At 55.8% G+C, this 24,719-nt stretch carries 22 protein-coding genes; 4 read left to right on the top strand and 18 right to left on the bottom strand.

What is annotated here, in order from left to right; all coding sequences use genetic code 11:
- The first annotated feature begins 3 nt into the window (after positions 1-3).
- Together apaG and apaH are read left to right on the top strand one after the other, a co-directional pair.
- Positions 4-381 (top strand): Co2+/Mg2+ efflux protein ApaG, encoded by a 378-nt coding sequence (gene apaG / locus E2F51_RS10900; protein WP_013200726.1) that lies wholly within the window; start codon positions 4-6, stop codon positions 379-381.
- A 67-nt stretch (positions 382-448) separates the two neighbouring features.
- Positions 449-1,279, top strand: coding sequence for a bis(5'-nucleosyl)-tetraphosphatase (symmetrical) ApaH (gene apaH, locus E2F51_RS10895; RefSeq protein ID WP_134823460.1), 831 nt, complete (start codon positions 449-451; stop codon positions 1,277-1,279).
- A gap of 65 nt (positions 1,280-1,344) precedes the next feature.
- Here the strand turns inward: apaH and folA are convergent, their stop codons facing one another.
- Positions 1,345-1,827: a type 3 dihydrofolate reductase gene (folA, locus tag E2F51_RS10890; RefSeq protein ID WP_013200724.1), complete on the bottom strand. Its 483-nt coding sequence runs from the start codon at positions 1,825-1,827 to the stop codon at positions 1,345-1,347.
- A gap of 189 nt (positions 1,828-2,016) precedes the next feature.
- On the opposite strand from folA, the gene E2F51_RS10885 reads away from it, so the two are divergent.
- The gene (locus E2F51_RS10885) at positions 2,017-2,631 is read left to right on the top strand and encodes a LysE family translocator (protein WP_013200723.1); all 615 of its coding nucleotides are present in this window, start codon (positions 2,017-2,019) and stop codon (positions 2,629-2,631) included.
- A 57-nt stretch (positions 2,632-2,688) separates the two neighbouring features.
- On the opposite strand, the gene E2F51_RS10880 is transcribed toward E2F51_RS10885, so the two are convergent.
- The 14 genes from E2F51_RS10880 to ribF all read right to left on the bottom strand — a co-directional run bounded on the left by E2F51_RS10880 (position 2,689) and on the right by ribF (position 20,599).
- Positions 2,689-3,771 carry an ABC transporter ATP-binding protein gene (locus E2F51_RS10880; RefSeq protein ID WP_134823459.1) on the bottom strand — a complete coding sequence of 361 codons (1,083 nt, stop codon included), beginning with the start codon at positions 3,769-3,771 and terminating at the stop codon, positions 2,689-2,691.
- 5 nt (positions 3,772-3,776) lie between these two features.
- Positions 3,777-4,604 carry a carbohydrate ABC transporter permease gene (locus E2F51_RS10875; protein ID WP_013200721.1) on the bottom strand — a complete coding sequence of 276 codons (828 nt, stop codon included), beginning with the start codon at positions 4,602-4,604 and terminating at the stop codon, positions 3,777-3,779.
- Between the two features lie 10 nt (positions 4,605-4,614).
- Positions 4,615-5,538 (bottom strand): carbohydrate ABC transporter permease, encoded by a 924-nt coding sequence (locus E2F51_RS10870; protein ID WP_013200720.1) that lies wholly within the window; start codon positions 5,536-5,538, stop codon positions 4,615-4,617.
- A gap of 45 nt (positions 5,539-5,583) precedes the next feature.
- Positions 5,584-6,867 carry a sugar ABC transporter substrate-binding protein gene (locus tag E2F51_RS10865; protein WP_041692210.1) on the bottom strand — a complete coding sequence of 428 codons (1,284 nt, stop codon included), beginning with the start codon at positions 6,865-6,867 and terminating at the stop codon, positions 5,584-5,586.
- Between the two features lie 38 nt (positions 6,868-6,905).
- On the bottom strand, positions 6,906-8,069 hold the full coding sequence (locus E2F51_RS10860) for an aminotransferase class I/II-fold pyridoxal phosphate-dependent enzyme (protein ID WP_013200718.1): 1,164 nt from the start codon (positions 8,067-8,069) through the stop codon (positions 6,906-6,908).
- Positions 8,059-8,769 carry a FadR/GntR family transcriptional regulator gene (locus tag E2F51_RS10855; protein ID WP_134823458.1) on the bottom strand — a complete coding sequence of 237 codons (711 nt, stop codon included), beginning with the start codon at positions 8,767-8,769 and terminating at the stop codon, positions 8,059-8,061. Before E2F51_RS10855 ends, E2F51_RS10860 begins: the two co-directional genes overlap by 11 nt.
- 245 nt (positions 8,770-9,014) lie before the next feature.
- The gene (gene carB / locus E2F51_RS10850; protein ID WP_013200716.1) at positions 9,015-12,239 is read right to left on the bottom strand and encodes a carbamoyl-phosphate synthase large subunit; all 3,225 of its coding nucleotides are present in this window, start codon (positions 12,237-12,239) and stop codon (positions 9,015-9,017) included.
- A 14-nt stretch (positions 12,240-12,253) separates the two neighbouring features.
- Positions 12,254-13,399 carry a glutamine-hydrolyzing carbamoyl-phosphate synthase small subunit gene (gene carA, locus E2F51_RS10845; RefSeq protein ID WP_041691900.1) on the bottom strand — a complete coding sequence of 382 codons (1,146 nt, stop codon included), beginning with the start codon at positions 13,397-13,399 and terminating at the stop codon, positions 12,254-12,256.
- 467 nt (positions 13,400-13,866) lie between these two features.
- Positions 13,867-14,688, bottom strand: coding sequence for a 4-hydroxy-tetrahydrodipicolinate reductase (gene dapB, locus E2F51_RS10840; protein ID WP_134823457.1), 822 nt, complete (start codon positions 14,686-14,688; stop codon positions 13,867-13,869).
- Positions 14,689-14,899: 211 nt separating this feature from the next.
- On the bottom strand, positions 14,900-15,853 hold the full coding sequence (gene ispH / locus E2F51_RS10835; RefSeq protein ID WP_053140328.1) for a 4-hydroxy-3-methylbut-2-enyl diphosphate reductase: 954 nt from the start codon (positions 15,851-15,853) through the stop codon (positions 14,900-14,902).
- Complete coding sequence (gene fkpB / locus E2F51_RS10830; protein WP_013200712.1) at positions 15,834-16,304, bottom strand: FKBP-type peptidyl-prolyl cis-trans isomerase; 471 nt, start codon at positions 16,302-16,304, stop codon at positions 15,834-15,836. The genes ispH and fkpB overlap by 20 nt, the downstream gene beginning before the upstream one ends.
- A 9-nt stretch (positions 16,305-16,313) precedes the next feature.
- Positions 16,314-16,814: a signal peptidase II gene (lspA, locus tag E2F51_RS10825; RefSeq protein ID WP_013200711.1), complete on the bottom strand. Its 501-nt coding sequence runs from the start codon at positions 16,812-16,814 to the stop codon at positions 16,314-16,316.
- Positions 16,814-19,630 (bottom strand): isoleucine--tRNA ligase, encoded by a 2,817-nt coding sequence (gene ileS / locus E2F51_RS10820; protein ID WP_134823456.1) that lies wholly within the window; start codon positions 19,628-19,630, stop codon positions 16,814-16,816. The genes lspA and ileS overlap by 1 nt, the downstream gene beginning before the upstream one ends.
- A 30-nt stretch (positions 19,631-19,660) precedes the next feature.
- Positions 19,661-20,599, bottom strand: a complete 939-nt coding sequence (gene ribF, locus E2F51_RS10815; protein ID WP_013200709.1) for a bifunctional riboflavin kinase/FAD synthetase — start codon at positions 20,597-20,599, stop codon at positions 19,661-19,663.
- A gap of 315 nt (positions 20,600-20,914) precedes the next feature.
- Here ribF and rpsT point away from each other — a divergent pair, with 315 nt between their 5' ends.
- Positions 20,915-21,178: a 30S ribosomal protein S20 gene (gene rpsT, locus E2F51_RS10810; protein ID WP_013200708.1), complete on the top strand. Its 264-nt coding sequence runs from the start codon at positions 20,915-20,917 to the stop codon at positions 21,176-21,178.
- Positions 21,179-21,242: 64 nt separating this feature from the next.
- Here rpsT and nhaR read toward each other — a convergent pair whose 3' ends face one another.
- The 3 genes from nhaR to dnaJ form a co-directional block, all read right to left on the bottom strand.
- Positions 21,243-22,130, bottom strand: coding sequence for a transcriptional activator NhaR (gene nhaR, locus E2F51_RS10805; protein ID WP_013200707.1), 888 nt, complete (start codon positions 22,128-22,130; stop codon positions 21,243-21,245).
- Positions 22,131-22,187: 57 nt separating this feature from the next.
- Positions 22,188-23,348, bottom strand: coding sequence for a Na+/H+ antiporter NhaA (gene nhaA, locus E2F51_RS10800; protein ID WP_013200706.1), 1,161 nt, complete (start codon positions 23,346-23,348; stop codon positions 22,188-22,190).
- Positions 23,349-23,531: 183 nt separating this feature from the next.
- A complete protein-coding gene (gene dnaJ, locus E2F51_RS10795) occupies positions 23,532-24,671 on the bottom strand; it encodes a molecular chaperone DnaJ (RefSeq protein ID WP_013200705.1) in 1,140 nt (379 codons plus the stop codon).
- Between the last annotated feature and the right edge of the window lie 48 nt (positions 24,672-24,719).

The raw sequence follows: 24,719 nt of genomic DNA, 5'->3' as shown, positions 1-24,719 counted from the left end.
AGAATGATCGATACGCCTCGTGTATGTGTCCATGTTCAGAGTGCCTATATTCCTTCGCAATCTGTGCCTGAAGAAGAACGTTATGTTTTTGCTTATACCGTCACAATACGCAATCTGGGGCGTAACGCCGTTCAGCTGCTGGGCCGCTACTGGCTGATTACCAATGGTAATGGCCGTGAAACCGAAGTTCAGGGTGAAGGCGTGATTGGCGAGCAGCCGCACATCCAGCCCGGCAGTGAATTTCAGTACACCAGCGGCGCCGTGCTGGAAACGCCGATGGGCACCATGCAGGGACATTACGTGATGATCGACCATCAGGGCGCAAGCTTCCAGGTTGAGATCCCGGTGTTCCGCATGGCCGTTCCCAGCCAACTCCATTAATTCATCTGATTGCATAGACGGCGATCGGGCTTAACGGCTCAGGAACACGTCTGCCTGGAAAGGTCCAATGAGCACATATCTGATCGGTGACGTCCACGGTTGCTATGACGAACTTCATTCCCTGCTGGAGCAGGTTGCTTTCGATCCTCAGCAGGATACGCTGTGGCTGACCGGCGATCTGGTGGCCCGCGGTCCGGGATCGCTGGACGTGCTGCGCTACGTGCGTTCGCTCGGTGACTGTGTGCGCCTGGTGTTGGGCAATCACGACCTGCATCTGCTGGCGGTCTATGCCGGTATCAGCCGCAATAAGCCCAAGGATCGCCTGACGCCATTGCTGGAAGCGGACGACGCCGACGAGCTGATCAACTGGCTGCGTCGCCAGCCGCTGCTGCAGGTGGAGGAAGAGAAAAAGCTGGTGATGGCGCACGCCGGGATCACCCCGCAGTGGGATATTGAAACGGCGAAAACCTGCGCCCGCGAAGTTGAAGCGGTCCTCTCCAGCGATACCTACCCCCTGTTTATCGACGCCATGTACGGTGATATGCCGAATAACTGGACGCCGGAACTCAGTGGGCTGGCGCGTCTGCGTTTCAGTACCAACGCCTTGACGCGGATGCGCTTCTGCTTCCCGAACGGGCAGCTGGATATGATCTGCAAGGATACGCCCGACACCGCCCCACCGCCGCTGAAACCCTGGTTTGATATTCCTGGCCCGGTCGCCAGCGAGTACACCATTGTGTTTGGTCACTGGGCCTCGCTGGAAGGCAAAGGCACACCTGACGGGATTATTGGGCTGGATACCGGCTGTTGCTGGGGTGGCGTGCTGACGATGCTGCGCTGGGAAGATAAAGCGTGGTTCGTTCAGCCTTCCAACCGCGAACGTGCGCTGGAAGACTGACGCGATAAAGCGGCTTAGCCAATGCCAGACTCCGGTCTGGCATTGTCACATCTGGCGGGTGGTGATTAACGACGTTGCAGAATTTCGAAGCAGAAACTGTGGCTGTTCTTCTCATCCGCATCGTGGAATTCACTGAAGGTCGACTGCCACTCTTCCGGTTCGAAATCCGGGAAGGTGGTGTCGCCCACCACTTCCGCATCAATGTGCGTCAGATACAGACGATCGGCACGCGGCAACAGCTGTTCATAGATGCGACCGCCACCGATGACCATCACTTCATCCACTTCTCCGGCTGCCTGCAGCGCCTCATCGATAGAGGTCACCCAACTGACGCCTTCCGCATCGCCCGGCTGGCTGCTGATCACAATGTTCAGTCTGCCTGGCAGCGGGCGTCCAATCGACTCCCAGGTGCGGCGGCCCATGATCACCGGCTTATCCAGGGTCTGGCGTTTAAACCAGGCCAAATCGGCTGGCAGGTGCCACGGCATGGCATTATCCATTCCAATAACGCGGTCGGCCGCCATGGCCGCAATCAGGCTTATCATCATAGAAACTCAGTAAAGGGGGTAAAATTGGCGCCATCATACGTAAAGGTGAAACTTTCGTCGATACCCCTGGCGGGGGATTTGCGTAAAGGTTCTTCAAGGTAACGTTTGCGTTGTATTTGCTCTGGCTGATAGCTAAAAAACCCTGCGAACGTGCTAGAATCCGCCCCTCATTTGCTACAGGATGCCACCATGTTAGAGACCAGCTTGATTATCGCCACGATCGCGGCTCTGGGAATGCTCTCTCCCGGCCCCGATTTCTTCCTGATTATCAAGAATGCCGCCCGTTATCCCCGCTCAGCCGCAATGTTTACCGCGCTGGGGGTCAACTGTGCCGTCGCGACGCATATGGCTTACTGCGTGGCAGGTCTGGCGGTGGTGATTACCACCACGCCGTGGCTGTTTATGATGCTGAAGTATGTCGGCGCGGCCTATCTGATCTACATCGGTGTGCAGGCCCTGATGTCGCGTGGCAACAGCAAAATGGATCTCAGCAATATCGAGCCGGAAACCACCTCGCTGAAGAAGGCGTTCCTGCAGGGCTACCTGTGTAACCTGCTAAACCCGAAAGCCACGCTGTTTTTCCTGTCGATGTTTACCCAGGTGCTTAACGTGCATACCGGTTTCGGCGAGAAGATTTGGTACGCGGCGATCATCCTGATGCTCTCCTCGATTTGGTGGCCGCTGCTGGTGGTGATCATCCAGAGCGCCCCGGTCCGTCGTGGCCTGGCGAAGGCGCAAAAGCTGGTGGATAAACTGCTGGGCGGCGTGCTGATCGCGCTGGGCATCAAGGTCGCGCTCTCCTGATCGCGCGAACCGGCCTGCCGCGCTTAACGCCGGCGGCAGGCCGGTCAAACTGACCGGCTACGGCAACCGCTGCTGGCTGTCGGCATCAAACAGCTGTACCCGCTCCAGATCAAACTTCACCCCTCTGACATCCCCCGCCGCACAGCCCGACCGCTGCGTGCAGTAAATCATCATCGGTTCCCCGGCCAGCGTGCCATGAATTAGCTCAGACAAGCCGGTTGGCTCAATCAACGACACGGTAAACGGCATCGCACCCTGATCGGCCAGATCGCACAGCAGGATATTTTCCGGGCGGATGCCATAAATCACCGCTTTGCCATGGCTGAGCGGCGTGGCCCGCTCCAGTAACGGCAGGGAAAGTTCGGCGCTGACCTGCAGGCTGAGGCCCAGATCATGGCGTTGGATGTTGCCGCTGATAAAGTTCATTGGCGGCGATCCGATAAAGCTGGCGACGAACTTATTGGCGGGCGTGTCGTACAGCTCTAACGGCGTACCCACCTGCTGAATAACCCCGTGGTTAAGCACCACGATGCGGTCGGCCAACGTCATCGCTTCCACCTGATCATGGGTCACGTAGACGATAGTGTTGTTCATCTGCTGATGGAGTTTTTTAATCTCCACGCGCATCTGCCCACGCAGCTGTGCGTCGAGGTTAGATAAGGGTTCATCAAACAGAAACACCTTGGGCTGGCGGACAATCGCCCTTCCCATGGCCACACGCTGGCGCTGGCCGCCGGAAAGTTCTTTCGGGCGACGATCCAACAAGGCGGTCAGGCTTAAAATCTCGGCCGCCCGTTTTACCGCCGCCTCAATTTCGGCTTTGGGCCGTTTCTGCACCTCCAGACTGAACCCCATATTGCGCGCGACCGTTAGATGCGGATAGAGCGCGTAACTCTGGAACACCATCGAGATATCACGATCTTTCGGCGCGACCTGATTCATCAACCGGTTGCCAATGCGAATATCTCCGCTGCTGGCCAGTTCAAGCCCGGCGATGGTCCTTAACAGCGTCGATTTGCCGCAGCCTGACGGACCCACCAGCACCACGAATTCGCCGTCAGCAATGGTCAGATTGATGTCACGCAGCACTTCGACGTTGCCGTAGCGCTTTTCAATTTGCGAAAGAGAGATTTGAGCCATGATGATTATCCTTTTACCGCACCCGCCGTCAGCCCCTGAATGAGGTAACGCTGAATGAACGCGAAAAACAGACAGGCAGGGATCAGCGCCAGCACTGCGGCTGCCATCATATCTCCCCATGAAACGGCGAATTTCGAGACAAAACTCAGTAGTCCGACCGGAAAGGTCATCACCGAGTTTTTATTGATCAGCATCAGCGAGAACAGCAGCTCGCTCCATGCGGCGGTAAAGACGAACCCTAACGTGGCCGCCATACCCGGTAAGGTCAGCGGTGCCAGCACTTTGACTAACGCCTGAAAACGCGTACAGCCTTCCAGCATCGCCGATTCTTCCAGGTCTTTGGGAATGGCGTCGAAAAAGGACTGCATCAGGAAGGTGGCAAAAGGGACGTTAAACGCGGTGTAAATCAGGATCAGCCCCAGCAGATTATTGGTCAATCCTAACGGCGCCATCACCTTGTAAATCGGGGCGAGGATCATCACCAGCGGGAACATCTGGGTGAACAGCAACAGGGCAGCAATCACCGTTTTTCCTTTGAAGGAGAAGCGGGAAAAGGCATAGCCTGCCAGCGCGGAAATCACCGTCGCCAGTGCCGCGGTGGAAAACGAGACGATCAGGCTATTGCTGAAGAAGGTTGGAAAGTCGCTCTCAACAAATACCCGTCTGAAATGCTCGAAGGTGAAGGCGCTCGGCCACATTTTCACCCCTTCGCTGTAGAGCAGCTTGTCAGGCGTCACCGAAATTTTGATCACCCAGTACAGCGGAAACAAGGCAAACAGCAGGTAAGCCAGAATGCCCACCCGGTGACCCATCAGACGTAATAGCTGGCGCATTATGCTCTCCTTATTTCAGCATCTGATGACGGATCCGCAGCAGCACCAGGGCATAGCAGGTCATCAGGATCAGCAGGAACACCGCCATCGCGGAGGCATAGCCAAAGTCCAGCTTGCGATAGGCCGTGGTGAAGATATAGCTCGACAGAATCGAGGTCGATCCGGCAGGCCCGCCATCGGTCATCACCACGATCAGGTCAGCAAAGTTAGCAATCCAGATGGTCCGGAGCATCACGGTAATGGCGATCATTGGCGCCAGAAAAGGCAGCGTCACCCGCCTGAACTGCTGCCAGCTGCTGGCACCATCCATTGAGGCCGCTTCATACAGATCTTTCGGGATCGACTGCAATGCCGCTAACAGGGTGATGGCGAAAAAGGGAATGCCAAACCAGACGTTGGCGATCACCGGCCCATACAGCGCCAGTTGCGGATCGGAGAGAATGTTGTACGGTTCGCTGATCAAATGCAGGGCCGTCATCCAGTGCGGCAAAATGCCGATCACCGGGTTCAGCAACCATGACCAGGTTAATCCGGACAGAAACGCCGGAACTGCCCAGGGGAGAAACACCAGCGCCTGCACCCAGCGCCGCAGCGGAAACTCCCGGTTAAGCAACAACGCCAGCCCGAGCCCGAGGAAAAACTGCAGTCCCAATGACGTCAGCGTCCAGTTTGCGGTGTGCCCGAGCGCCTTAAAGAAACGGCGGTCATCAAACATTTCGCGGAAGTTATCCAGTCCCACCCAGCCGCTGTCCAGCGGATTAAGTAGCTGGATATTCTGGAAGGCGTACGAGATGCCGATCATCATCGGCACGAAGATAAACAGGCCAATCAGGATCAGCGTTGGGCTCATATACAGCCAGGGCTCTGCCAGCATCCGCAGCCGGTGGAAGCGCGGCGGTCTGGCAGTTTCAACCATTCTGACGTCCAGCATCATAATTCCGTCTCCATTGCCGCCCCCGTCACGACGGGGGCGCGTGGGTTACTGGGTAGCCATCCAGGCTTTTTGCTCTTTGGTCAGGTATTTGGCCCAATCCTCCACCATCGAGGTCGTGTCGTTTTCCCCTAACAACGTTTCCTGGGTACTCTCTTTCACCGTGACCGAGTTGAAATAGCCCCAGCCTTTCAGATGGGTTGGCATGGTCAGGGGAACGTATTTCGGGTCGTTAAGCTCGGTGAACCAGCCCGCAAACTGGGGTGAATGGTAGAACGGATCGTTCTCGGCCCCTTTGTAGATTGGCAAGGTGCCGACAAACTTCGACCAGGTGAGGTTATTGGCTTCACTGCTAAGGAACTGGATCAGCTGCCAGGCGTCATCCGGGTGTTTGGCCTGCTTGAAGATCGACCAGCCGGTGTAGCCAATCGTCGGATAGGCTTTGCCTGATGGCCCAACCGGCATTGGCGCCACGCCAAAGTCATCCGGATTCATGCTGTTTTTGATGGCGATCAGGGCATCGGGATCCTGGTCCAGCATTGCGCATTTTCCGGAGTAGAAGCCGGAGACAATTTCATTGAAGCCCCAGTTGACGCTGTCCTTCGGTGCACCACCCTGCTTGTACATATCGACCAGCAGCTGCGCGCCTTTGATCGCCCCTGGCTGAGTCAGCGTGCTGTTCCCGTCTTTATCAAAGAAAGCCGGTGAGCCGTTCATGGTGGTCATAAACATCATCCAGGCATTGGTGCCACCTACGCCGCCGCGCATGCAGTACCCGCTGATGCCATTGCCCAGCGCGCTGATCTTTTTGGCATCCGCCACAAACTCATCCATGGTTTTTGGTGGGCCACTCAGGCCTGCCTGCTGGAAAAGTTTCTTATTCCAGAACATGGCGCGCAGATAGAAACCGTAGGGAACCATATTGGCTTTGCCGTCCGACGCCCGCGCCATATCCAGCGTTTTGTCGGTCAGGTTGGCGGTGTTTGGCCACGCCTTCAGCTTAGGTTCCAGATCCACCAGCATATTGTTGCTGGCATACAGCCCTTGCCAGGTGTCCGGCATTTCAACCACATCCGGCACCTGCCCGCTTTGCATCATGGTGCCCAGTTTTTCAAATGCCTGCCCCCAGGGAAGGGAGATCACTTCGATTTCCGTCTCCGGGTGCTGGGTTTTATATTCGCTCAGCATTTTCTGCAGCATCGCCGTGCGGGCCGGGCTGGTGATCACTTCCACCAGCGTCAGTTTGGTGGCGGCCACTGTGCTGTAGGCACTGCACATTCCCAGGGTAATCAGGACGCTGTTAAGTAACAAAGAGCGTAAAGGCTGTCGCATTTTCATGACCTCTTGTTAATGGAGTGCGGGCAATCAGGTTACTGACGTGCGGCGGCAATCGCCTGCTGCAGGTCGTTCCACAAATCTGCGGTGTCTTCCAGACCGATGGAGACGCGGATTACGCGTGGTGAGACGCCAAAATCCACGGCGGAGTTAAATTCACCGGCCTGATTCAGCACCGAAATGGCGGGCATCACCAGACTTTCAAATCCTCCCCAGCTCACGCCCATATGGAACAGCTGCAACGCATTACAGAAGGTCGGAATATCGACCGACTGATCCAGCTCAAAAGAGAACAGCCCGCTGTAGCCGCTGAGGGTGGAAAAGGCGGCTTTGTGCAGGCCCGGATGGTTTACCGCGAGGATCTGCGGATGGTCCTGAAGTTGAGAAGCCAGCTGCAGCGCACTTTCATGGTGCTGCCGCATGCGTAACGGCAAGGTCCGCAGGCCACGGATCAGCAGCCAGGCTTCATTAGCCGACAGCTTGCCGCCAAGGAACGGGCTGATATAACGCGAGATGGCGCTGATGCGTTCGGCATTGGCGATAACCAGTCCAGCCACCACATCGCTGTGGCCACCAATGTATTTCGAGGCGGAATGCACCACCATATCGATGCCCAGCGCCAGCGGCTTCTGGAACAGCGGCGAGGCCCAGCTGTTATCAATCAGGGTGATCACCTTGTGCTCTTTCGCCAGCGCGGCAATCTTCTGCAGATCCTGTTCGCTCATCACCCAACTGCTTGGGCTTTCGAGATACAGCAACTTCGCACCCGGCAGCGCGGCGGCAATCGCCTCAAGCGAGTCGCCATCGACAAACTCACTGCTGATGTTAAAGCGGGTGCAGAACCCTTTCAGGAAACGGTAGGTATCCGGATAGACGTGATTGATGCAAACCACCTTATCGCCGGGCTGGACCACGCTCAGAATGGCATTGCTGATCGCCGCCATCCCGCTGCCAAAAGCCAGGCAGGCTTCCCCACCCTCCAGTTCGGCCATTTTGTCCTGCAGAACTTTGACCGTCGGGTTATCGACCCGTGAATACAACGGCTGATCGCTGTCGCCACGAAAGCGGGCAATCATGCTGTCGTAATCACTGAAGCTGAACAAAGAGGATTGATAGACGGGTGGGGAAACCGCGCCTTTGTCATGACGTTGATCGTGGGTCAGTCGGGTTTGTTCACTAAAGGGCTTTTCAGGCTGCATTAATCACTTCCTTCATATCACGCTCGGTTATATCGAGAATTAAATGGCTGATGCGGCGTGCTTCTTCCGCATTACGGTCGGCAATGGCTTCATACAAGGTGCGATGCAGGGAAAACGAATCGCTAAACAGGGCCTGTTCAGGCGGTGATTCAAAAAAGGCATGCAGCGTGTCGTAAAGACCGACCACCATCCGCAGTAACAGCGGATTGTGTGCCGCGTGGTAAATGCTGGCGTGAAATGCCCAGTCTTCTGCCCCAGCAGAACCGACTGCCAGATGGACTCTTTCCATCTCTTCCAGCCGGGTCTCAATGTCACGCAGATCGTCATCGGAAGCACGGACCGCCGCCAGCGCGCAGGATTCGCTTTCAATAATCCGGCGCACTTCCAGCGCATGGAGCATGTTGCTGGAGTCGTTTTTGAAACGCAGCGACAGGAAACTGTCATCACTGGTGACTTCAGCATGGAGAAAGGTGCCACTGCCTTTACGGCGAACGATGATACCCAGCGCTTCCCACCGTTTAAGGGCTTCGCGCACGGTGTTACGGCTGACGCCGAGCTTTTCTGCAAGCACGCGTTCCGGCGGTAAACGCTCGCCGATTTGGGTGCCGCTTTGGGCGACGTAACGGGTCAACGCGTCCAGTACCAGCACATCACTGTGCTGCACCGCAATCGGGCCGAGATTACCGATCGATGCTGACATGGCTTCCCCTGAATAATTGGTCCAACAACTCTACCTTTTTTACTTAAAGCAAATTGGGTGCCAATAAATCAAGCTACTGATTTGCTGGGATAATCGCCTGAAGATAATAAAAAGCTCTGATTAAAAAAGGTGCAAGTGGTTAACCGGTTGCACAACAATCGGCCAGCAAGGCGGGTTGGGATCGGGGGAATTTCAGGTAAAAAAAATCCCCGCCGAAGCGGGGATCGATGTTCGCTGACAGAGACTTAGCCCTGGATCTGCGCGTGCATTTCCTGCACCGAGATAACCTGCGCGGTGGGATCTGCGCTCAGTGAGTTTGCCGTAGCAAACGCACCGTTCAGCGTGGTGTCGTAGTGCACCTTGTACTGCAGCGCGCTGCGGCGGATCAGTTTGGAATCCTCAATCGCCTGGCGTCCTGCCGTGGTGTTTACGATGTAAGCGTACTCACCGTTTTTCAGACGATCCTGGATATGAGGACGGCCTTCATGCACCTTGTTGACCAGACGGATGTTGATCCCTGCTTCACCCAGCACCACTGCGGTACCGTGAGTTGCGTCCAGTTCGAAGCCCAGTGACTGCAGCTTGGCAGCCAGCGCAACGATGCGCTTCTTGTCGCCATCACGCACGGACAATAAGGCACGACCGGTTTTCTTCATATTGCTCGCCGCGCCCAGCATCGCTTTCGAGAACGCTTCTGCGAAGGTTTTGCCAACACCCATGACTTCACCGGTGGAACGCATTTCAGGGCCGAGGATGGGGTCAACGCCCTGGAACTTGTTAAACGGCAGCACCACTTCTTTCACCGAGTAGTAAGGCGGAATGACTTCTTCCGTAATGCCCTGCTCTGCCAGCGTTTTGCCTGCCATTACGCGTGCCGCCACTTTCGCCAGCGGCACACCGGTTGCCTTGGAAACAAACGGTACGGTACGGGCAGCACGTGGGTTCACCTCAATCAGGTAAACTTCGTTGTCTTTCACCGCAAACTGCACGTTCATCAGGCCACGTACGCAGAGTTCGAAGGCCAGCTTCTCAACCTGCTGACGCATCACGTCCTGGATCTCTTTGCTCAGCGTGTAGGCTGGCAGAGAACACGCGGAGTCACCGGAATGCACGCCCGCCTGCTCGATATGCTCCATGATGCCGCCAATCAGCACGCGCTCACCGTCGCAAATCGCATCCACATCCACTTCTACCGCGTCGTCAAGGAAGCGGTCCAGCAGCACCGGCGCATCGTTAGAGACGGCAACCGCATTCTGGAAGTAGCGCTTCAGGTCGATGTCGTCATACACGATTTCCATCGCACGACCGCCCAGCACGTAAGAAGGACGCACAACCAGCGGATAGCCAATCACCGCCGCTTTCTCTACCGCCTGCTCAATCGCAGTCACGGTGGAGTTTGCCGGCTGCTTCAGGCCCAGGCGTTCAACCGCCTGCTGGAAACGCTCGCGGTCTTCTGCACGGTCGATAGCATCCGGGCTGGTACCGATAATCGGCACGCCAGCGGCTTCCAGCTCACGCGCCAGTTTCAGTGGCGTCTGACCACCGTACTGCACGATCACGCCTTTCGGCTTCTCGATACGCACGATTTCCAGCACGTCTTCCAGCGTTACCGGCTCGAAGTACAGACGGTCGGAGGTGTCGTAGTCGGTGGAGACGGTTTCAGGGTTACAGTTGACCATAATGGTCTCGTAACCATCTTCACGCAGCGCCAGTGATGCATGGACGCAGCAGTAGTCGAACTCAATGCCCTGGCCGATACGGTTTGGACCGCCGCCCAGCACCATGATTTTCTCACGGTCGCTGTTAGGGTTGGATTCGCACTCTTCTTCATAGGTGGAGTACATGTAAGCGGTATCGGTAGAGAATTCCGCCGCACAGGTATCGACACGCTTATATACCGGGTGCAGATTGTACTGCTCACGCAGCTTACGCACTTCAGCTTCAGACACACCCGCCAGCGCAGACAGACGCGCATCGGCAAAGCCTTTACGCTTCAGGGTACGCAGGAAGTCCGCCGTCAGGCCATTAACGCCTTCGCGGGCAACCTGGCCTTCCAGCTGAACCAGCTCTTCAATCTGAACCAGGAACCAGCGGTCAACGTTGGTCAGGCTGAAGATCTCTTCCACGTTCATGCCCGCACGGAACGCATCCGCGATGTACCAGATACGGTCAGAACCGGCGTCTTTCAGCTCGTGACGGATAACCGTCATTGCTTCCGCATCGTTCAGGTCAACTTTCGGGTCAAAGCCATGTGCGCCAACTTCGAGGCCGCGCAGCGCTTTCTGCATGGATTCCTGCAGGGTGCGGCCAATCGCCATCACTTCACCCACCGACTTCATCTGCGTGGTCAGGCGGTCATTCGCGCCGGCAAATTTCTCGAAGTTGAAGCGAGGGATTTTGGTCACTACGTAGTCGATAGACGGTTCGAACGATGCCGGGGTCAGGCCACCGGTGATGTCGTTCATCAGCTCATCAAGCGTGTAACCTACCGCCAGTTTGGCCGCGATTTTAGCAATCGGGAAACCGGTGGCTTTCGACGCCAGCGCAGAAGAGCGCGACACGCGTGGGTTCATTTCGATGATGATCAGACGGCCATTCGCCGGGTTAACGGAGAACTGCACGTTGGAGCCACCGGTTTCCACGCCGATTTCACGCAGTACCGCCATCGAGGCGTTACGCATGATTTGATATTCTTTGTCGGTCAGGGTCTGGGCTGGCGCCACGGTGATGGAGTCACCGGTGTGGATGCCCATTGCATCGAAGTTTTCAATCGAGCAGACGATGATGCAGTTGTCGTTTTTATCACGCACCACTTCCATCTCGTACTCTTTCCAGCCAATCAGCGACTCATCAATCAGCAGCTCGTTGGTGGGGGAAAGATCCAGACCGCGTTCGCAAATCTCTTCAAACTCTTCACGGTTATAGGCAATACCGCCACCTGAGCCGCCCATGGTAAAGGAAGGACGGATGATGCACGGGAAGCCAACGTCTGCGGCAACCGCATAGGCTTCTTCCATGTTGTGTGCGAAGCCTGAACGCGCGGTATCCAGACCGATGCTCTTCATCGCTTTATCAAAGCGCTGACGGTCTTCTGCCTTGTCGATGGCATCGGCGGTAGCACCAATCATCGCCACGCCGAACTCTTCCAGCACGCCCTGGCGTTCCAGTTCCAGCGCACAGTTCAGTGCGGTCTGGCCGCCCATGGTTGGCAGAACCGCATCCGGACGCTCTTTTTCGATAATCTTGCGCACAACTTCCCAGTGGATCGGCTCGATATAGGTCGCATCGGCCATTTCCGGGTCAGTCATGATGGTTGCCGGGTTGGAGTTAACCAGAATCACGCGGTAACCCTCTTCGCGCAGGGCTTTACAGGCCTGTGCACCAGAGTAGTCAAATTCGCAGGCCTGGCCGATTACGATCGGGCCAGCGCCAAGGATCAGGATACTTTTTATGTCGGTACGTTTTGGCATTTTCTCGCTCCTGATTATTTAGCGGTTGAACGGTAGGCTTCGATCAGTTCGATAAAGTGATCGAACAGCGGCGCGGCATCGTGCGGGCCCGGGCTGGCTTCCGGGTGACCCTGGAAGCTGAACGCTGCTTTATCAGTGCGGTGAATGCCCTGTACCGTCTGGTCAAATAGCGAGGTGTGCGTCACTCGCAGGTTTGCCGGTAAGTTGGTTTCGTCTACGGCGAAGCCGTGGTTCTGTGCGGTGATCATCACGGTGTTGTTATCCAGGTCTTTCACCGGATGGTTGCCGCCGTGGTGGCCCAGCTTCATCTTGACGGTTTTTGCCCCGCTGGCCAGCGCCAGTAACTGGTGGCCAAGGCAGATGCCGAAGACCGGCACGTCAGTTTCCAGGAAGGCTTTGATTGCCGCAATCGCGTAATCACACGGTTCCGGGTCCCCAGGTCCGTTAGAAAGGAAGATGCCATCCGGGTTCATCTTCAGCACCTCTTCTGCTGGCGTTTGCGCCGGCACAATCGTCAGGCGACAGCCACGGTCAACCAGCATGCGCAGGATGTTGCGCTTCACGCCGTAGTCATAGGCCACGACATGGAAAGGCAGGTCGGCCTCTTGCTTCGCGTCCGGCAATCCGTCCAGCGTCCAGCTGCCTTGCAGCCAGCTGTAGCTCTCACTGGTGGTCACTTCTTTCGCCAGATCCATTCCTTTCAGGCCCGGGAAGGCTTTCGCCTGCTGCAGAGCCAGCTGCGCATCAGGTGCGTCGCTGGCGATGATGCAGCCGTTCTGCGCCCCTTTTTCGCGCAGCAGACGGGTCAGCTTACGCGTATCGATATCGGCAATAGCGACAATGTTGTGACGCGTCAGATACTCAGACAGCCCTTCTTCATTACGGAAGTTGCTGGCAATCAGCGGCAGGTCACGAATGACGAGGCCCTGAGCATGTACCTGAGAGGATTCTTCGTCAGCGGAATTGGTGCCGACATTGCCGATATGGGGATAAGTAAGAGTAACGATCTGGCGGGAATAGGAAGGATCAGTGAGGATTTCTTGATAACCGGTCATTGAAGTGTTGAAAACAACTTCCCCAACTGCCGATCCTGTTGCCCCGATGGCCCGACCGTGGAATTGGGTTCCGTCTTCGAGAACCAATAGCGCTGACTTAATCAAAACATCCTCCTGAGAATAAACAGTCACATTATTTGCATATTAATTCATAACAAAGCCATAAATCAATGCAAAAACCGCCTGAATTCTCGATTTTTGGCAAATTGCGCGCATTCTAATGATCGCTCACTCTGTTGTCTACCCCGCAGCTCACTTTTTCTTAGTCTTTTACTCAACTGGAGAGGAAATCGGAGGATTCACCCTGAAAAGGACAGATATCCAGTCCATAAAACCGGTTGCCTGACGGGATGTGCATAGGAAAAGGGAAAATGGCGTTAAAAAGTGGACCAAATGGTCAAAATTAACAAATTTTGCGGAATAAATTGAGGATAAAAACCCATAATAGCCATTATGGCTTTAAAATTAACTCAAGACAGGATTATTAAAAAATAAAAAGGGCAATAAAATTATTGCCCTGTCCAATCAGAACCTTATGATTGAAATAACCACATCACGATGGTGCACAACACTTATAAATCATCTAAATTCAACACGCTTCGCATATCATAAAGACCTGCTTTACGCGTGCTTAACCAGTCTGCTGCACGAACTGCGCCTTTCGCGAAGGTCATGCGGCTTGAAGCCTTGTGGGTAATCTCTACGCGCTCACCGATATCTGCAAACATCGCGGTGTGTTCGCCAACGATATCGCCGGCACGAACGGTGGCAAAACCGATAGTTTGCGCCTTACGTTCACCGGTATGGCCTTCGCGGGCATACACGGCGTGCTCATTTAAATCCCAGTCCATTGCATCAGCAATCGCTTCGCCCATCGCCAGCGCGGTCCCGGATGGCGCATCCACTTTATGACGGTGGTGAGCCTCAACGATTTCGATATCGGCATAGTCGCCCATCACTTTGGCGGCTTTTTCCAGCAGTTTCAGCACCAGGTTCACACCCACGCTAAAGTTCGCTGCGAACACAATAGCAATCTCATGTGACGCTTGTTTGATCGCCGCTTTGGCCGAATCATCCAGCCCGGTGGTACCGATCACCATCGCTTTCTGGTGCTGACGGCAAAAATCCAGATACGCCAGCGTGCCTTCAGGACGGGTAAAGTCGATCAGCACGTCGAAGTCGTTCACCACAGCGTCCAGGTTGTCGCTAATCCTGACGCCCGTCGCGCCGGTTCCGGCCAGCTCGCCGGCATCAACGCCGACCAGTGAAGAGCCTTCCCGCACCAAAGCTGCGCCTAAGCACACGCCGTCCGCCTCCTGTGCTGCCTGAATTAACTGACGCCCCATGCGTCCTGCGGCGCCAACAATGGCAAGGCGGATTTGTGCATTGTTCATAATGAATCCCTGTATAAAGTCTGTGCATGCAAAGCGTTGACAGGTTAACCATGCGGTAACCTCTGCGCCACAATAAAAACACCATGATTAGAATTTTATGCCAGACGCGACGGATTATCAGTAAAACAAATTTTGTCTGGCTTTGATCGGCGGGTATAGCAGGCGGTTCAGCGAAGTAAAAACTTCCGCAGCAGGGCGCTGCGGAAGGCGTTTAGTCGACCTGGCGGACGTCGACGCGGAGTTCTTTCGGCACTTCGAAAACAATGTTCTCTTCACGGCCGATCAGCTCGATAGCGGTTTCGCCACCGAACTCGCGCAGACGCTGGATCACTTCCTGCACCAGAATGTCTGGTGCGGAGGCACCGGCAGTGACGCCAACGCAGCTCACGCCTTTGATCCACTCTTCCTGGATGTCATCGGCGGAGTCGATCAGTCGCGCAAGTTTCCCTGCACGCTGCGCCAGCTCGGCCAGACGGTTGGAGTTGGAGGAGTTGCGTGAACCCACCACCAGCACCACGTCGGCGTCTTTTGCCAGCGTGCGCACGGCTTCCTGACGGTTGGTGGTGGCATAGCAGATGTCATCTTTGCGCGGGCCGACAATCTTCGGAAAACGGGCACGCAGCGCATCAATCACTTCGTAGGTATCATCCACCGACAGCGTGGTCTGGGTCATAAAGCACAGGTTGTTTTCATCCTTAACCTGCAACTTATAGACATCCTCGGGCGCTTCAACCAGATACATGCCGCCTTTAGGGCTGCTGTACTGGCCCATCGTCCCTTCCACTTCCGGGTGACCGGCGTGACCAATCAGGATCGCTTCAGTGCCTCTGCGGCTGGCACGCGCCACTTCCATATGCACTTTGGTCACCAGCGGACAGGTGGCATCAAACAGCATGGTCAGATCGCGGGCTTTAGCTTCCGCCCTGACCGCCTGAGAAACACCGTGCGCCGAGAAGATCAGGATCGAGCCGTCCGGCACTTCCCCGATATCTTCAATAAAGATCGCACCGCGCTCGCGCAGACTGTTGACGACATAGCGGTTATGCACCACTTCATGACGCACGTAGATTGGCGCGCCGTACATTTCCAGCGCGCGCTCCACAATGCTGATGGCGCGATCGACGCCGGCACAAAAGCCGCGGGGATTAGCCAACAGGATTTGCATTTGTCGCCTCCAGTACCGGATCGATCTCCAGCACTTCAACCTCAAAGTGGATAGTCTGCCCGGCCAGCGGATGGTTGAAATCAACGGTGATCGAATCACCGGAAATCTCGCGGATCACGCCGGGCATTTCGTTACCATCCATGCCGCTGAACAGCATGATGGCGCCGATTTCAGGCTCGCCTGCCTGGGTAAAATCCCGGCGGGAGAAATACTGAATCAAATCCGGGCTGCTCTGGCCAAAAGCATCGTCCGCCGTCAGCGAGAAGGATTTCTTCTCGCCCACGGTCAGACCCAGCAAATGCGACTCCAACCCTTCTGACAGGCTGCCGTCGCCCAGGCTGAACAGCGCGGGTTTGCCGTTATTGCGCGTGGATTCCGCCGTGGAGCCGTCTTCCAGCTTCAAGGTGAAATGCACCAGCACTGCGCTCTCGCGCTGTACAGAATCAGTCATGCCCTGCCCTTAATTTTTTGCCGGTTTGCCGGACGGGCTGAGAAAGCCCTCCAGCACGATCAGTGCGGCACCAATACAGATGGCACAGTCGGCGATATTGAACGTGGCAAAGTGCCAGTCGCCAACGTAGAAGTCGATAAAGTCGACGACAAAGCCATGATACGCGCGGTCAAACAGGTTACCTAACGCGCCGCCAATAATTAGCGCGTAAGCAATATTGTTGAGCTTATTGCTGGCGGCAGTGCGGTACATCATCACCAGCAACGCCACCACAATCGCCACCGCGATGCCGGCAAAGAACCAGCGCTGCCAGCCGCCCTTATCGGCGAGGAAGCTGAACGCCGCCCCGTAGTTATGCGCATAGAAGAAGTTGAAAAATGGCATCACTGACATCGACTCATGCAACATCAGCGTGTTCATAATCCACTGCTTGCTGGCGAAGTCGATGGCAATCACCACCAGAACCAGCCAGACCCAGCGTAAACCGGTCGAGAAGATAGGTTTACTCATCAGGCAAACTTACGCTGTTCGCCAGCGCCCGCAATGTTGGTGGCACAGCGTCCGCACACGTCCGGATGCTCAGCACTCTGACCAATGTCAGTAGTGTAATGCCAGCAGCGTGGGCATTTCTCGCCTTCTGCTTTATGCAGGGCAATTTTCAGACCTTTCACCAGCTCGCTCTGCTGCGCTTCTTCGGTTGCCAGCGCATAGTCAGCCACCTGGGCACCCGAGGTCAGCAGCACAAAGCGCAGCTCGTCACCCAGGCTAACCAGCTTCTTAGCCAGATCGGCATCGGCGTACAGCGTTACCGTCGCTTCCAGCGATCCGCCAACGCGCTTATCAGCACGCGCCTGCTCGATCACTTTGTTCACTTCGCCGCGCACTTTCAGCAGCTCAGCCCAGTAGCTGTCGTTCATCGATTCGTTATCCGCCAGACCAAACAGGCCGTCGAACCACTCACCGGTGAAGACATACTTCTCGCGCTTGCCTGGCAGTTCGCCCCAGATTTCATCTGCGGTGAAGGACATGATCGGCGCCATCCAGCGGACCAGTGCTTCCGCGATGTAATACAGCGCCGTCTGGCAGCTACGACGCGCCAGGCCATCGGCTTTCGCGGTGTACTGACGGTCTTTGATGATATCCAGGTAGAAGGAGCCCATCTCAACCGAGCAGAACTGCATCAAACGCTGGACGACTTCATGGAAGTCATAGTTCTCATACGAAGCGAGGATATCGTCCTGCGCCGCTTTGGCACGACCCACTGCCCAGCGATCCAGCACCACCATCTCTTCCGGCTTCACGCTGTCGGTTTCTGGGTTGAAGCCGTTCAGGTTAGCCAGCAGGAAGCGCGCGGTGTTACGGATACGGCGATAGGAGTCAGCCGAGCGTTTCAGGATCTCGTCCGATACCGCCATTTCGCCGGAGTAATCGGTAGACGCCACCCACAGACGCAGGATGTCGCCACCCAGCTTGTTCATCACATCTTGGGGTGAAACGGTGTTGCCGATGGATTTCGACATCTTACGGCCCTGACCATCAACGGTGAAACCGTGGGTCAGTACCTGACGGTAAGGTGCTTTGCCTTTCATCGCCGTCGAGATCATCAGGGAAGACATAAACCAGCCACGGTGCTGATCCGATCCTTCCAGATACATGTCCGGCGAGTGACCGTCGAATTCAGGACGGGCAGCCACCACCGAGAAGCTGGTCGAGCCGGAGTCAAACCACACGTCCAACGTGTCAGGCACTTTGACGTAGTTTTCTGCGTCGGCGCCCATCAGCTCGCTGGCGTCCAAATCCCACCAGGCCTGAATACCGTCTTGCTCAACGCGCTGAGCAACTTTCTCCATCAGCTCAAGGGTATCCGGGTGCAGCTGCTCGGTGTCTTTATGCACGAACAACGACATCGGCACGCCCCAGGTACGCTGGCGGGAAATACACCAGTCTGGACGGTTGGCAACCATCGATTCGATACGCGCCTGGCCCCAGTCTGGGATCCACTGCACGCCTTTAATCTCTTTCAGTGACTGCGCACGCAGACCTTTCTGATCCATGCTGATAAACCACTGCGGCGTGGCACGGAAGATGATTGGGGTTTTGTGGCGCCAGCAGTGTGGGTAGCTGTGCAGCAGTTTTTCCACATGCAGCAGAGCGCCTTTTTCACGCAGGATCTCAACGATCATGTCGTTGGCTTTAAAGACGTTTACGCCATCCAGCGAGGGATAGGTGCCCGGCAGGAAGCTGCCGTCTGGCCCAACCGGGTTGGCGGTTTCGATACCGTATTTCTGGCCGATAACATAGTCATCAGGACCGTGGCCCGGCGCGGTGTGAACGGCACCGGTACCCGCTTCCAGCGTTACGTGCTCGCCGAGGACAACCGGTGAAGTGTGATCGAGGAACGGATGCTGGAAGGCCTGCAGCTCAAGAGAAGCCCCTTTCACCTCGCCCAGCACTTTCCACTCGCTCACGCCGACGCGCTTCATCACGCTCTCGACCATCTCTTTTGCCAGGATCAGCGCGCGACCTTCGATCTGCAGCAGTTCGTATTCGAACTCCGGATGCAGAGAGATGGCGCGGTTAGCCGGCATGGTCCACGGCGTGGTGGTCCAGATCACCAGCGAGATCGGGCCGTCAACGTGCGCGGCGCCAAACTTGGCCTGTACCGCCTCTTTATCAACGGCATTAAACATCACGTCGATAGAGGGCGAGGTTTTGTCGTAGTACTCGACTTCGGCTTCTGCCAGCGCAGAGCGGCAGTCCATGCACCAGTGCACCGGTTTGGCGCCTTTGTGCATATGGCCGTTGCCGATGATTTTGCTGAGCGCACGGATGATGTTCGCTTCAGTTTTGAAGTTCATGGTCAGGTAAGGACGATCCCAGTCGCCCAGCACGCCCAGACGGATGAAGTCCTTTTTTTGGCCTTCAACCTGCTCGGCCGCGTATTCACGGCAGGCAGCACGGAATTCTGCCGCGGTGACTTTCTCACCTGGCTTACCGATCATCTGCTCAACTTTGTGCTCAATCGGCAGACCGTGGCAGTCCCAACCCGGCACATACGGCGAGTCGAAGCCCGACAGACCTTTCGACTTAACGATAATGTCTTTCAGAATCTTGTTAACTGAGTGACCAATATGAATGCTGCCGTTCGCGTACGGAGGGCCATCATGCAGGATAAAGGTTTTTTTCCCTTTTTTGGCTTCGCGGATGATGCCGTAGAGATTGTCATCATACCAACGCTGCAGCATTCCCGGTTCACGCTTGGCCAGATCGCCACGCATCGGGAACCCCGTTTCCGGCAAATTCAGGGTAGATTTATAGTCACTCATCAGATTCTCGATTCCGTATTTCGGTTCTGTTTAAACCGGTGTTTTCAGCCCGAAAAATGTCCGGGCGCTCACCACATCTTTAGCAATTTGCTCTTTGAGCTCGTCAAGTGAAGCAAAACGCTGCTCATTTCGTATTTTTTGACAGAGCACCACGTCTATATGGCGTCCATACAGGTGCATTGCAACGTCCAGCAGGTGAACTTCTAACTGCTGACGCATGCCGGCAACCGTTGGGCGGGTGCCAATGTTGGCAACGCCAGGCAACGGTTTATCGCCCAGACCCAGCACTTCCACGGCATACACCCCTTTCACCGGCGAAACGTAGCGTCGCAACGGCAGATTAGCGGTAGGGAAGCCTAACGTCCGGCCCAGTGCATCACCGTGCACAACCCGGCCTGAAATGCTGAAGGGATGTCCAAGAAGTGCAGCCGCCAGCGGCAGATTATCTTCGGCCAACGCCTGACGGACTGCCGTGCTGCTGATGCGCTTGCCATCATCACAGAAGGTCTGGGTACTGATGACATCAAAGCCATGTTCGATGCCCGCATGCTGTAATAACAGGAAATCCCCCTGGCGACCAGCGCCAAAGCGGAAGTCATCGCCTACGGCCAGGAACTTCACATCCAGCTTGTCCACCAGTAAGTCGGTGACAAAACTTTCCGCGGTCAGCGCGGCAAAGCGGCGGTCGAAACGCACGCACAGCACCGCATCCACACCCGCTTCGCTCAGGTAGCGAACTTTATCCCGCAGGCGTGTCAGCCTGGCAGGCGCTTTATCAGCCGCAAACAGCTCAAGCGGTTGCGGTTCAAAGATCATCACCACCACCGGCAAATTGCGTTGGCGTCCTTCTTCACACAGTCGGGCCAGCAGCGCCTGATGGCCGCGATGCACGCCATCGAAGTTACCGATGGTCAGTACGCAGCCGCGATGCTGCTCCCTAAGGTTATGTATGCCGCGGATAAACTTCATGGCTGGCTCAAATTTGTGGAAATCGGCGGATTATACCTTGTACAGCTCTGAAGGTTAACCCGCGAATGCGGCTTTACTCTGTTTATCGCGGCATTTTCTGCGGTAAACTGCTCCTTCAGGCGGCAATAGCATTTATCTTGTGATTAAGCTGTATTCGGTGAGATGAAGCTGGTAGAATCTTGCGCCATCGAAACGTAATAGAGTGTCGCGTGTTTGGCGGCGCTTATTTGCACAAATCCATTGACAACCATGGGCGAAAGAGGCATATTCCTCGGCCTTTGAATTGTCCTCATAGAACTATTTGGGAGTTGGACCTTGGCTAATATCAAATCAGCTAAGAAACGCGCAGTAACGTCTGAGAAGCGTCGTAAGCACAACGCTAGCCGTCGTTCAATGTTGCGTACTTTTATCAAGAAAGTCTACGCGGCTGTCGCTCTTGGCGATAAAGCGGCTGCGCAGAATGCATTTAATGAAATGCAACCAATTGTGGACCGTCAGGCAGCTAAAGGCCTGATCCACAAAAACAAAGCTGCACGCCATAAAGCAAATCTGGCTGCACAGATCAGCAAACTGGATTAATCTCCAGCCCGCTAATCGGCTTTGATGAAAAAACCGGCTCTGCCGGTTTTTTTGTGTCTGCAATTCAGGAAAACAGACCCGTAAAGTCCTTGTTGCAGATACGCTGTACCGCCGGATGCTGGATCATCCGCTCGGCAAATATCACGTGATACTCTTCCACCACGCTATCTATCCTGCCCAGTTCTAAAATCCCTTTCTCAAAAAATACATCATTCGCATAGCTGGATGGCGCGACAAATATCGCATTGTGGCTGGCACCGAACGCCTTCATCAGTGCGGCATCGTCAAACTCGCCCAGAATATCCACTTCCAGTCCCTGAGTCTGAAACCAGTTCAACAACTTTCGTCCCAGCATCGAACGACGGCCGGGGATCAGCAGCTTTCGCTGTTCAAGGCAGGCCGGGAAAGGTAAATCAGGTTGCGGTGCCTGACACCAGAAGCTGATGCAGGATTCGCCCAGCTTGACGGAGAACAGTCCTTCCTGCTGGGTGGAGTCGATTGGGCAGTCGGAGAGGATCATATCCAGCTTGTGCTGGCTCAGCTGCTCCAGCAGCATTTCGTGGGTCGATTCATAACAGCGCAGATGAATTTTATCTTCGTCGACCACCGCGGTTTGCAGCACCTGGCTGACCAACCGTTTCGACAGCACATCCGCCACGCCAACGTCGAACAGCAGACTGGCTTCCTTGCGATAGTTAACGATATCCAGCATCTCCTGGCTGAGCTGAAACATTTTGTCGGCATAGCGGAACACCAGCTGTCCAAGCTCAGACGGCACCAGCCCTCTTCCCTGGCGTTTAAACAGTTTGCCCTGCAGACGGTCTTCCAGCGCTTTGATCTGCCCGGTGATGGTCTGCGGCGTCAGATTAAGGGCATCTGCCGCGCCCACCACCGAACCGGCTTTGCACACCTGCCAGAAGTAATAAAGATGGTTGAAGTTAATGTGTGACATGCGCGCCTCCCTGATGGCGTGTTCGGAACCGGCCAGCCGGGGCTGGCCGGAAACGCGTTATCGCAGTTTAAGACGCAGCAGCGTGTACCCCATCACCGCAGAAATAGCCGAACCGACCAGGATACCCAGTTTCGCCAGCGTCACCATCTCTTCGTGGGCGGCATCAAAGGCCAGCGAGGCGATAAAGATCGACATGGTAAAGCCGATACCGCACAGCAGCCCGACCGACGCGATGTCCTGCATGCGGGTGCCTTCCGGCAAGGCCGCAATCTTCAGTTTTACCGCCAGCCAGCAGATCAGGGTGATCCCCAGCGGTTTACCGATAAACAGCCCGAGAATAATGCCGATTGGCACCGCCGACAGCAGGCCATCAGCAGACACGCCGGTTAACGAGACGCCGGCATTGGCAAAGGCAAACAGCGGCAGGATCACCCAGCTCACCCATGGCGCCAGGCCATGCGCCAGGTGCATCGCCGGGGAATGACCGTTCTCTTTTTTCAGCGGCACAAAGAATCCAACCAGCACACCCGCCACCGTGGCGTGGATGCCAGACTTCAGCACCGCCACCCACAGCACCATGCCAACCAGCATATAAAGCGAGATACTGCGCACGCCCAATTTATTTAGCAGCGCCAGCACCACAATCGCGCCGCCGGCAACGGCCAGTGACGTCACGGACAGGTCCTGGGTATAGAAGAAGGCAATGATCAGGATCGCCCCAAGGTCATCAATGACGGCCAGCGCCATCAGGAACATCTTCAGCGCAGGCGGCACGCGGCTGCCGAGCAGCGCAAGGATACCCAGCGCAAACGCGATGTCCGTCGCGGTCGGGATAGCCCAGCCGTGAATGGCCAGCGGATCGTTATGGTTCATCGCCGCATAGATCAGCGCGGGGGCCAGCATACCGCCCAGCGCGGCAATCAATGGGAACATCGCACGCTCACGCGTTGCCAACGAGCCGGAAACCAGCTCGTGCTTCACTTCCAGACCGATCATCAGGAAGAACACCGCCATCAGCGCATCATTGATCCACAACAGCAGGTTTTTGCTGATATCCAGGCTACCGAAGCGGAATTCGACCGGCATATTCAGGATAGATTGGTAAGCCTGCTGGGTGCCGGCCGTGTTCGCGAGGATCATCGCTATCGCCGCAGCGATAATGAGTACCACGCCACCGGTGGCTTCATTTTTCAGGAGTCGTTTGAGCGCTGCATTCATCTTGGCATTCCCTTAACAAAGTGATGAAGAAAAGTACCGCAAGCATACGCGTTTTAACTGCTCGTAAAAAACAGTTTATACCCGGTTATAAGGTAGGTATTTCCGAGTTGTGAAGCCGTTCGGGAAAATGCGCAAAAAAAAACGGACAGCCTGAGCTGTCCGTTAGTCTGACTTCCGCAGAAATTAGCGGGTCAGGTCATCGAAGAATTTCTTCACGCCGTCGAAGAAGCTTTTCGAGCGCGGGCTGTTCTTCTCGCCGCTAGGGCCACCGAAGCTCTCTTCCAGCTCCTGCAGCAACGCCTTCTGCTTCTCGTTCAGGCTGACCGGGGTTTCCACCACCACGCGGCACAGCAGGTCGCCCTGAGCACCGCCGCGCACGGATTTAACACCCTTGCTGCGCATACGGAACAGCTTGCCGGTCTGGGTTTCCGCCGGGACTTTCAACTTCACACGGCCATCCAGCGTCGGCACTTCAATCTCGCCGCCCAGTGCTGCCATGGCAAAGTTGATCGGCACTTCGCAATACAGGTTGTTCTCTTCACGCTCGAAGATTGGGTGCTTGCGCACCTGCACCTGAACGTAGAGATCGCCTGCCGGTGCGCCATGCTCGCCCGCTTCACCTTCGCCAGTCAGACGGATACGGTCGCCGGTATCGACGCCAGCCGGGATCTTCACCGACAGGGTCTTAGACTTCTCGACGCGGCCGTGACCGTGACAGGCATTACACGGATCTTTGATCACTGAGCCGCGACCGTGACAGGTAGGACACGCCTGCTGCACGGTAAAGAAGCCCTGACGCATCTGCACCTGGCCCTGTCCATGACAGGTGCCACAGGTCTGTGGTTTGGTGCCCGCTTTCGCGCCGCTACCGTCACACACCTCACACTCTTCCAACGTTGGAATGCGGATCTCTTTGGACACGCCGCGGACAGCTTCTTCAAGCGTCAGCTCCATGTTGTAGCGTAAATCGGCACCACGCGCAGCACGTTGCTGACGACGTCCTCCGCCAAAGATATCGCCGAACACGTCGCCAAAGATATCGCTGAAATCGGCACCGCCGCCACCAAAGCCGCCGCCACCGCCGCCCATACCGCCCTGTTCAAAGGCTGCATGACCGTACTGATCGTAAGCTGCACGTTTCTGGCCATCGGTCAGAATTTCGTACGCTTCCTTCACTTCTTTAAATTTGGCTTCAGATTCTTTATCACCGGGATTACGGTCAGGGTGGAGTTTCATCGCCAGGCGTTTGTAGGCCTTTTTGATTTCACGCTCATCCGCTGATTTGGAAACGCCTAAAATCTCGTAATAGTCTTGCTTCGCCATACTGGTGTTCCTGCCCTTAACATGCGTGCACGGGCGTGGAGAAATTCC

It is taken from the genome of Erwinia sp. QL-Z3, from assembly GCF_004551645.1.
GTDB classification, from domain to species: domain Bacteria; phylum Pseudomonadota; class Gammaproteobacteria; order Enterobacterales; family Enterobacteriaceae; genus Erwinia; species Erwinia billingiae.
Note: the sequence above shows the minus strand (reverse complement) of the source record. Positions and strands in the feature narration are given on the sequence as shown.

What these genes read in the sequence shown, in the direction of transcription:
- apaG (WP_013200726.1), top strand. Translation starts at nt 4, where the DNA reads ATGATCGATACGCCTCGTGTATGTGTCCATGTTCAGAGTGCCTATATT.
- apaH (WP_134823460.1), top strand. Translation starts at nt 449, where the DNA reads ATGAGCACATATCTGATCGGTGACGTCCACGGTTGCTATGACGAACTT.
- folA (WP_013200724.1), bottom strand. Translation starts at nt 1,827, where the DNA reads ATGATGATAAGCCTGATTGCGGCCATGGCGGCCGACCGCGTTATTGGA.
- E2F51_RS10885 (WP_013200723.1), top strand. Translation starts at nt 2,017, where the DNA reads ATGTTAGAGACCAGCTTGATTATCGCCACGATCGCGGCTCTGGGAATG.
- E2F51_RS10880 (WP_134823459.1), bottom strand. Translation starts at nt 3,771, where the DNA reads ATGGCTCAAATCTCTCTTTCGCAAATTGAAAAGCGCTACGGCAACGTC.
- E2F51_RS10875 (WP_013200721.1), bottom strand. Translation starts at nt 4,604, where the DNA reads ATGCGCCAGCTATTACGTCTGATGGGTCACCGGGTGGGCATTCTGGCT.
- E2F51_RS10870 (WP_013200720.1), bottom strand. Translation starts at nt 5,538, where the DNA reads ATGATGCTGGACGTCAGAATGGTTGAAACTGCCAGACCGCCGCGCTTC.
- E2F51_RS10865 (WP_041692210.1), bottom strand. Translation starts at nt 6,867, where the DNA reads ATGCGACAGCCTTTACGCTCTTTGTTACTTAACAGCGTCCTGATTACC.
- E2F51_RS10860 (WP_013200718.1), bottom strand. Translation starts at nt 8,069, where the DNA reads ATGCAGCCTGAAAAGCCCTTTAGTGAACAAACCCGACTGACCCACGAT.
- E2F51_RS10855 (WP_134823458.1), bottom strand. Translation starts at nt 8,769, where the DNA reads ATGTCAGCATCGATCGGTAATCTCGGCCCGATTGCGGTGCAGCACAGT.
- carB (WP_013200716.1), bottom strand. Translation starts at nt 12,239, where the DNA reads ATGCCAAAACGTACCGACATAAAAAGTATCCTGATCCTTGGCGCTGGC.
- dapB (WP_134823457.1), bottom strand. Translation starts at nt 14,688, where the DNA reads ATGAACAATGCACAAATCCGCCTTGCCATTGTTGGCGCCGCAGGACGC.
- ispH (WP_053140328.1), bottom strand. Translation starts at nt 15,853, where the DNA reads ATGCAAATCCTGTTGGCTAATCCCCGCGGCTTTTGTGCCGGCGTCGAT.
- fkpB (WP_013200712.1), bottom strand. Translation starts at nt 16,304, where the DNA reads ATGACTGATTCTGTACAGCGCGAGAGCGCAGTGCTGGTGCATTTCACC.
- lspA (WP_013200711.1), bottom strand. Translation starts at nt 16,814, where the DNA reads ATGAGTAAACCTATCTTCTCGACCGGTTTACGCTGGGTCTGGCTGGTT.
- ileS (WP_134823456.1), bottom strand. Translation starts at nt 19,630, where the DNA reads ATGAGTGACTATAAATCTACCCTGAATTTGCCGGAAACGGGGTTCCCG.
- ribF (WP_013200709.1), bottom strand. Translation starts at nt 20,599, where the DNA reads ATGAAGTTTATCCGCGGCATACATAACCTTAGGGAGCAGCATCGCGGC.
- nhaR (WP_013200707.1), bottom strand. Translation starts at nt 22,130, where the DNA reads ATGTCACACATTAACTTCAACCATCTTTATTACTTCTGGCAGGTGTGC.
- nhaA (WP_013200706.1), bottom strand. Translation starts at nt 23,348, where the DNA reads ATGAATGCAGCGCTCAAACGACTCCTGAAAAATGAAGCCACCGGTGGC.
- dnaJ (WP_013200705.1), bottom strand. Translation starts at nt 24,671, where the DNA reads ATGGCGAAGCAAGACTATTACGAGATTTTAGGCGTTTCCAAATCAGCG.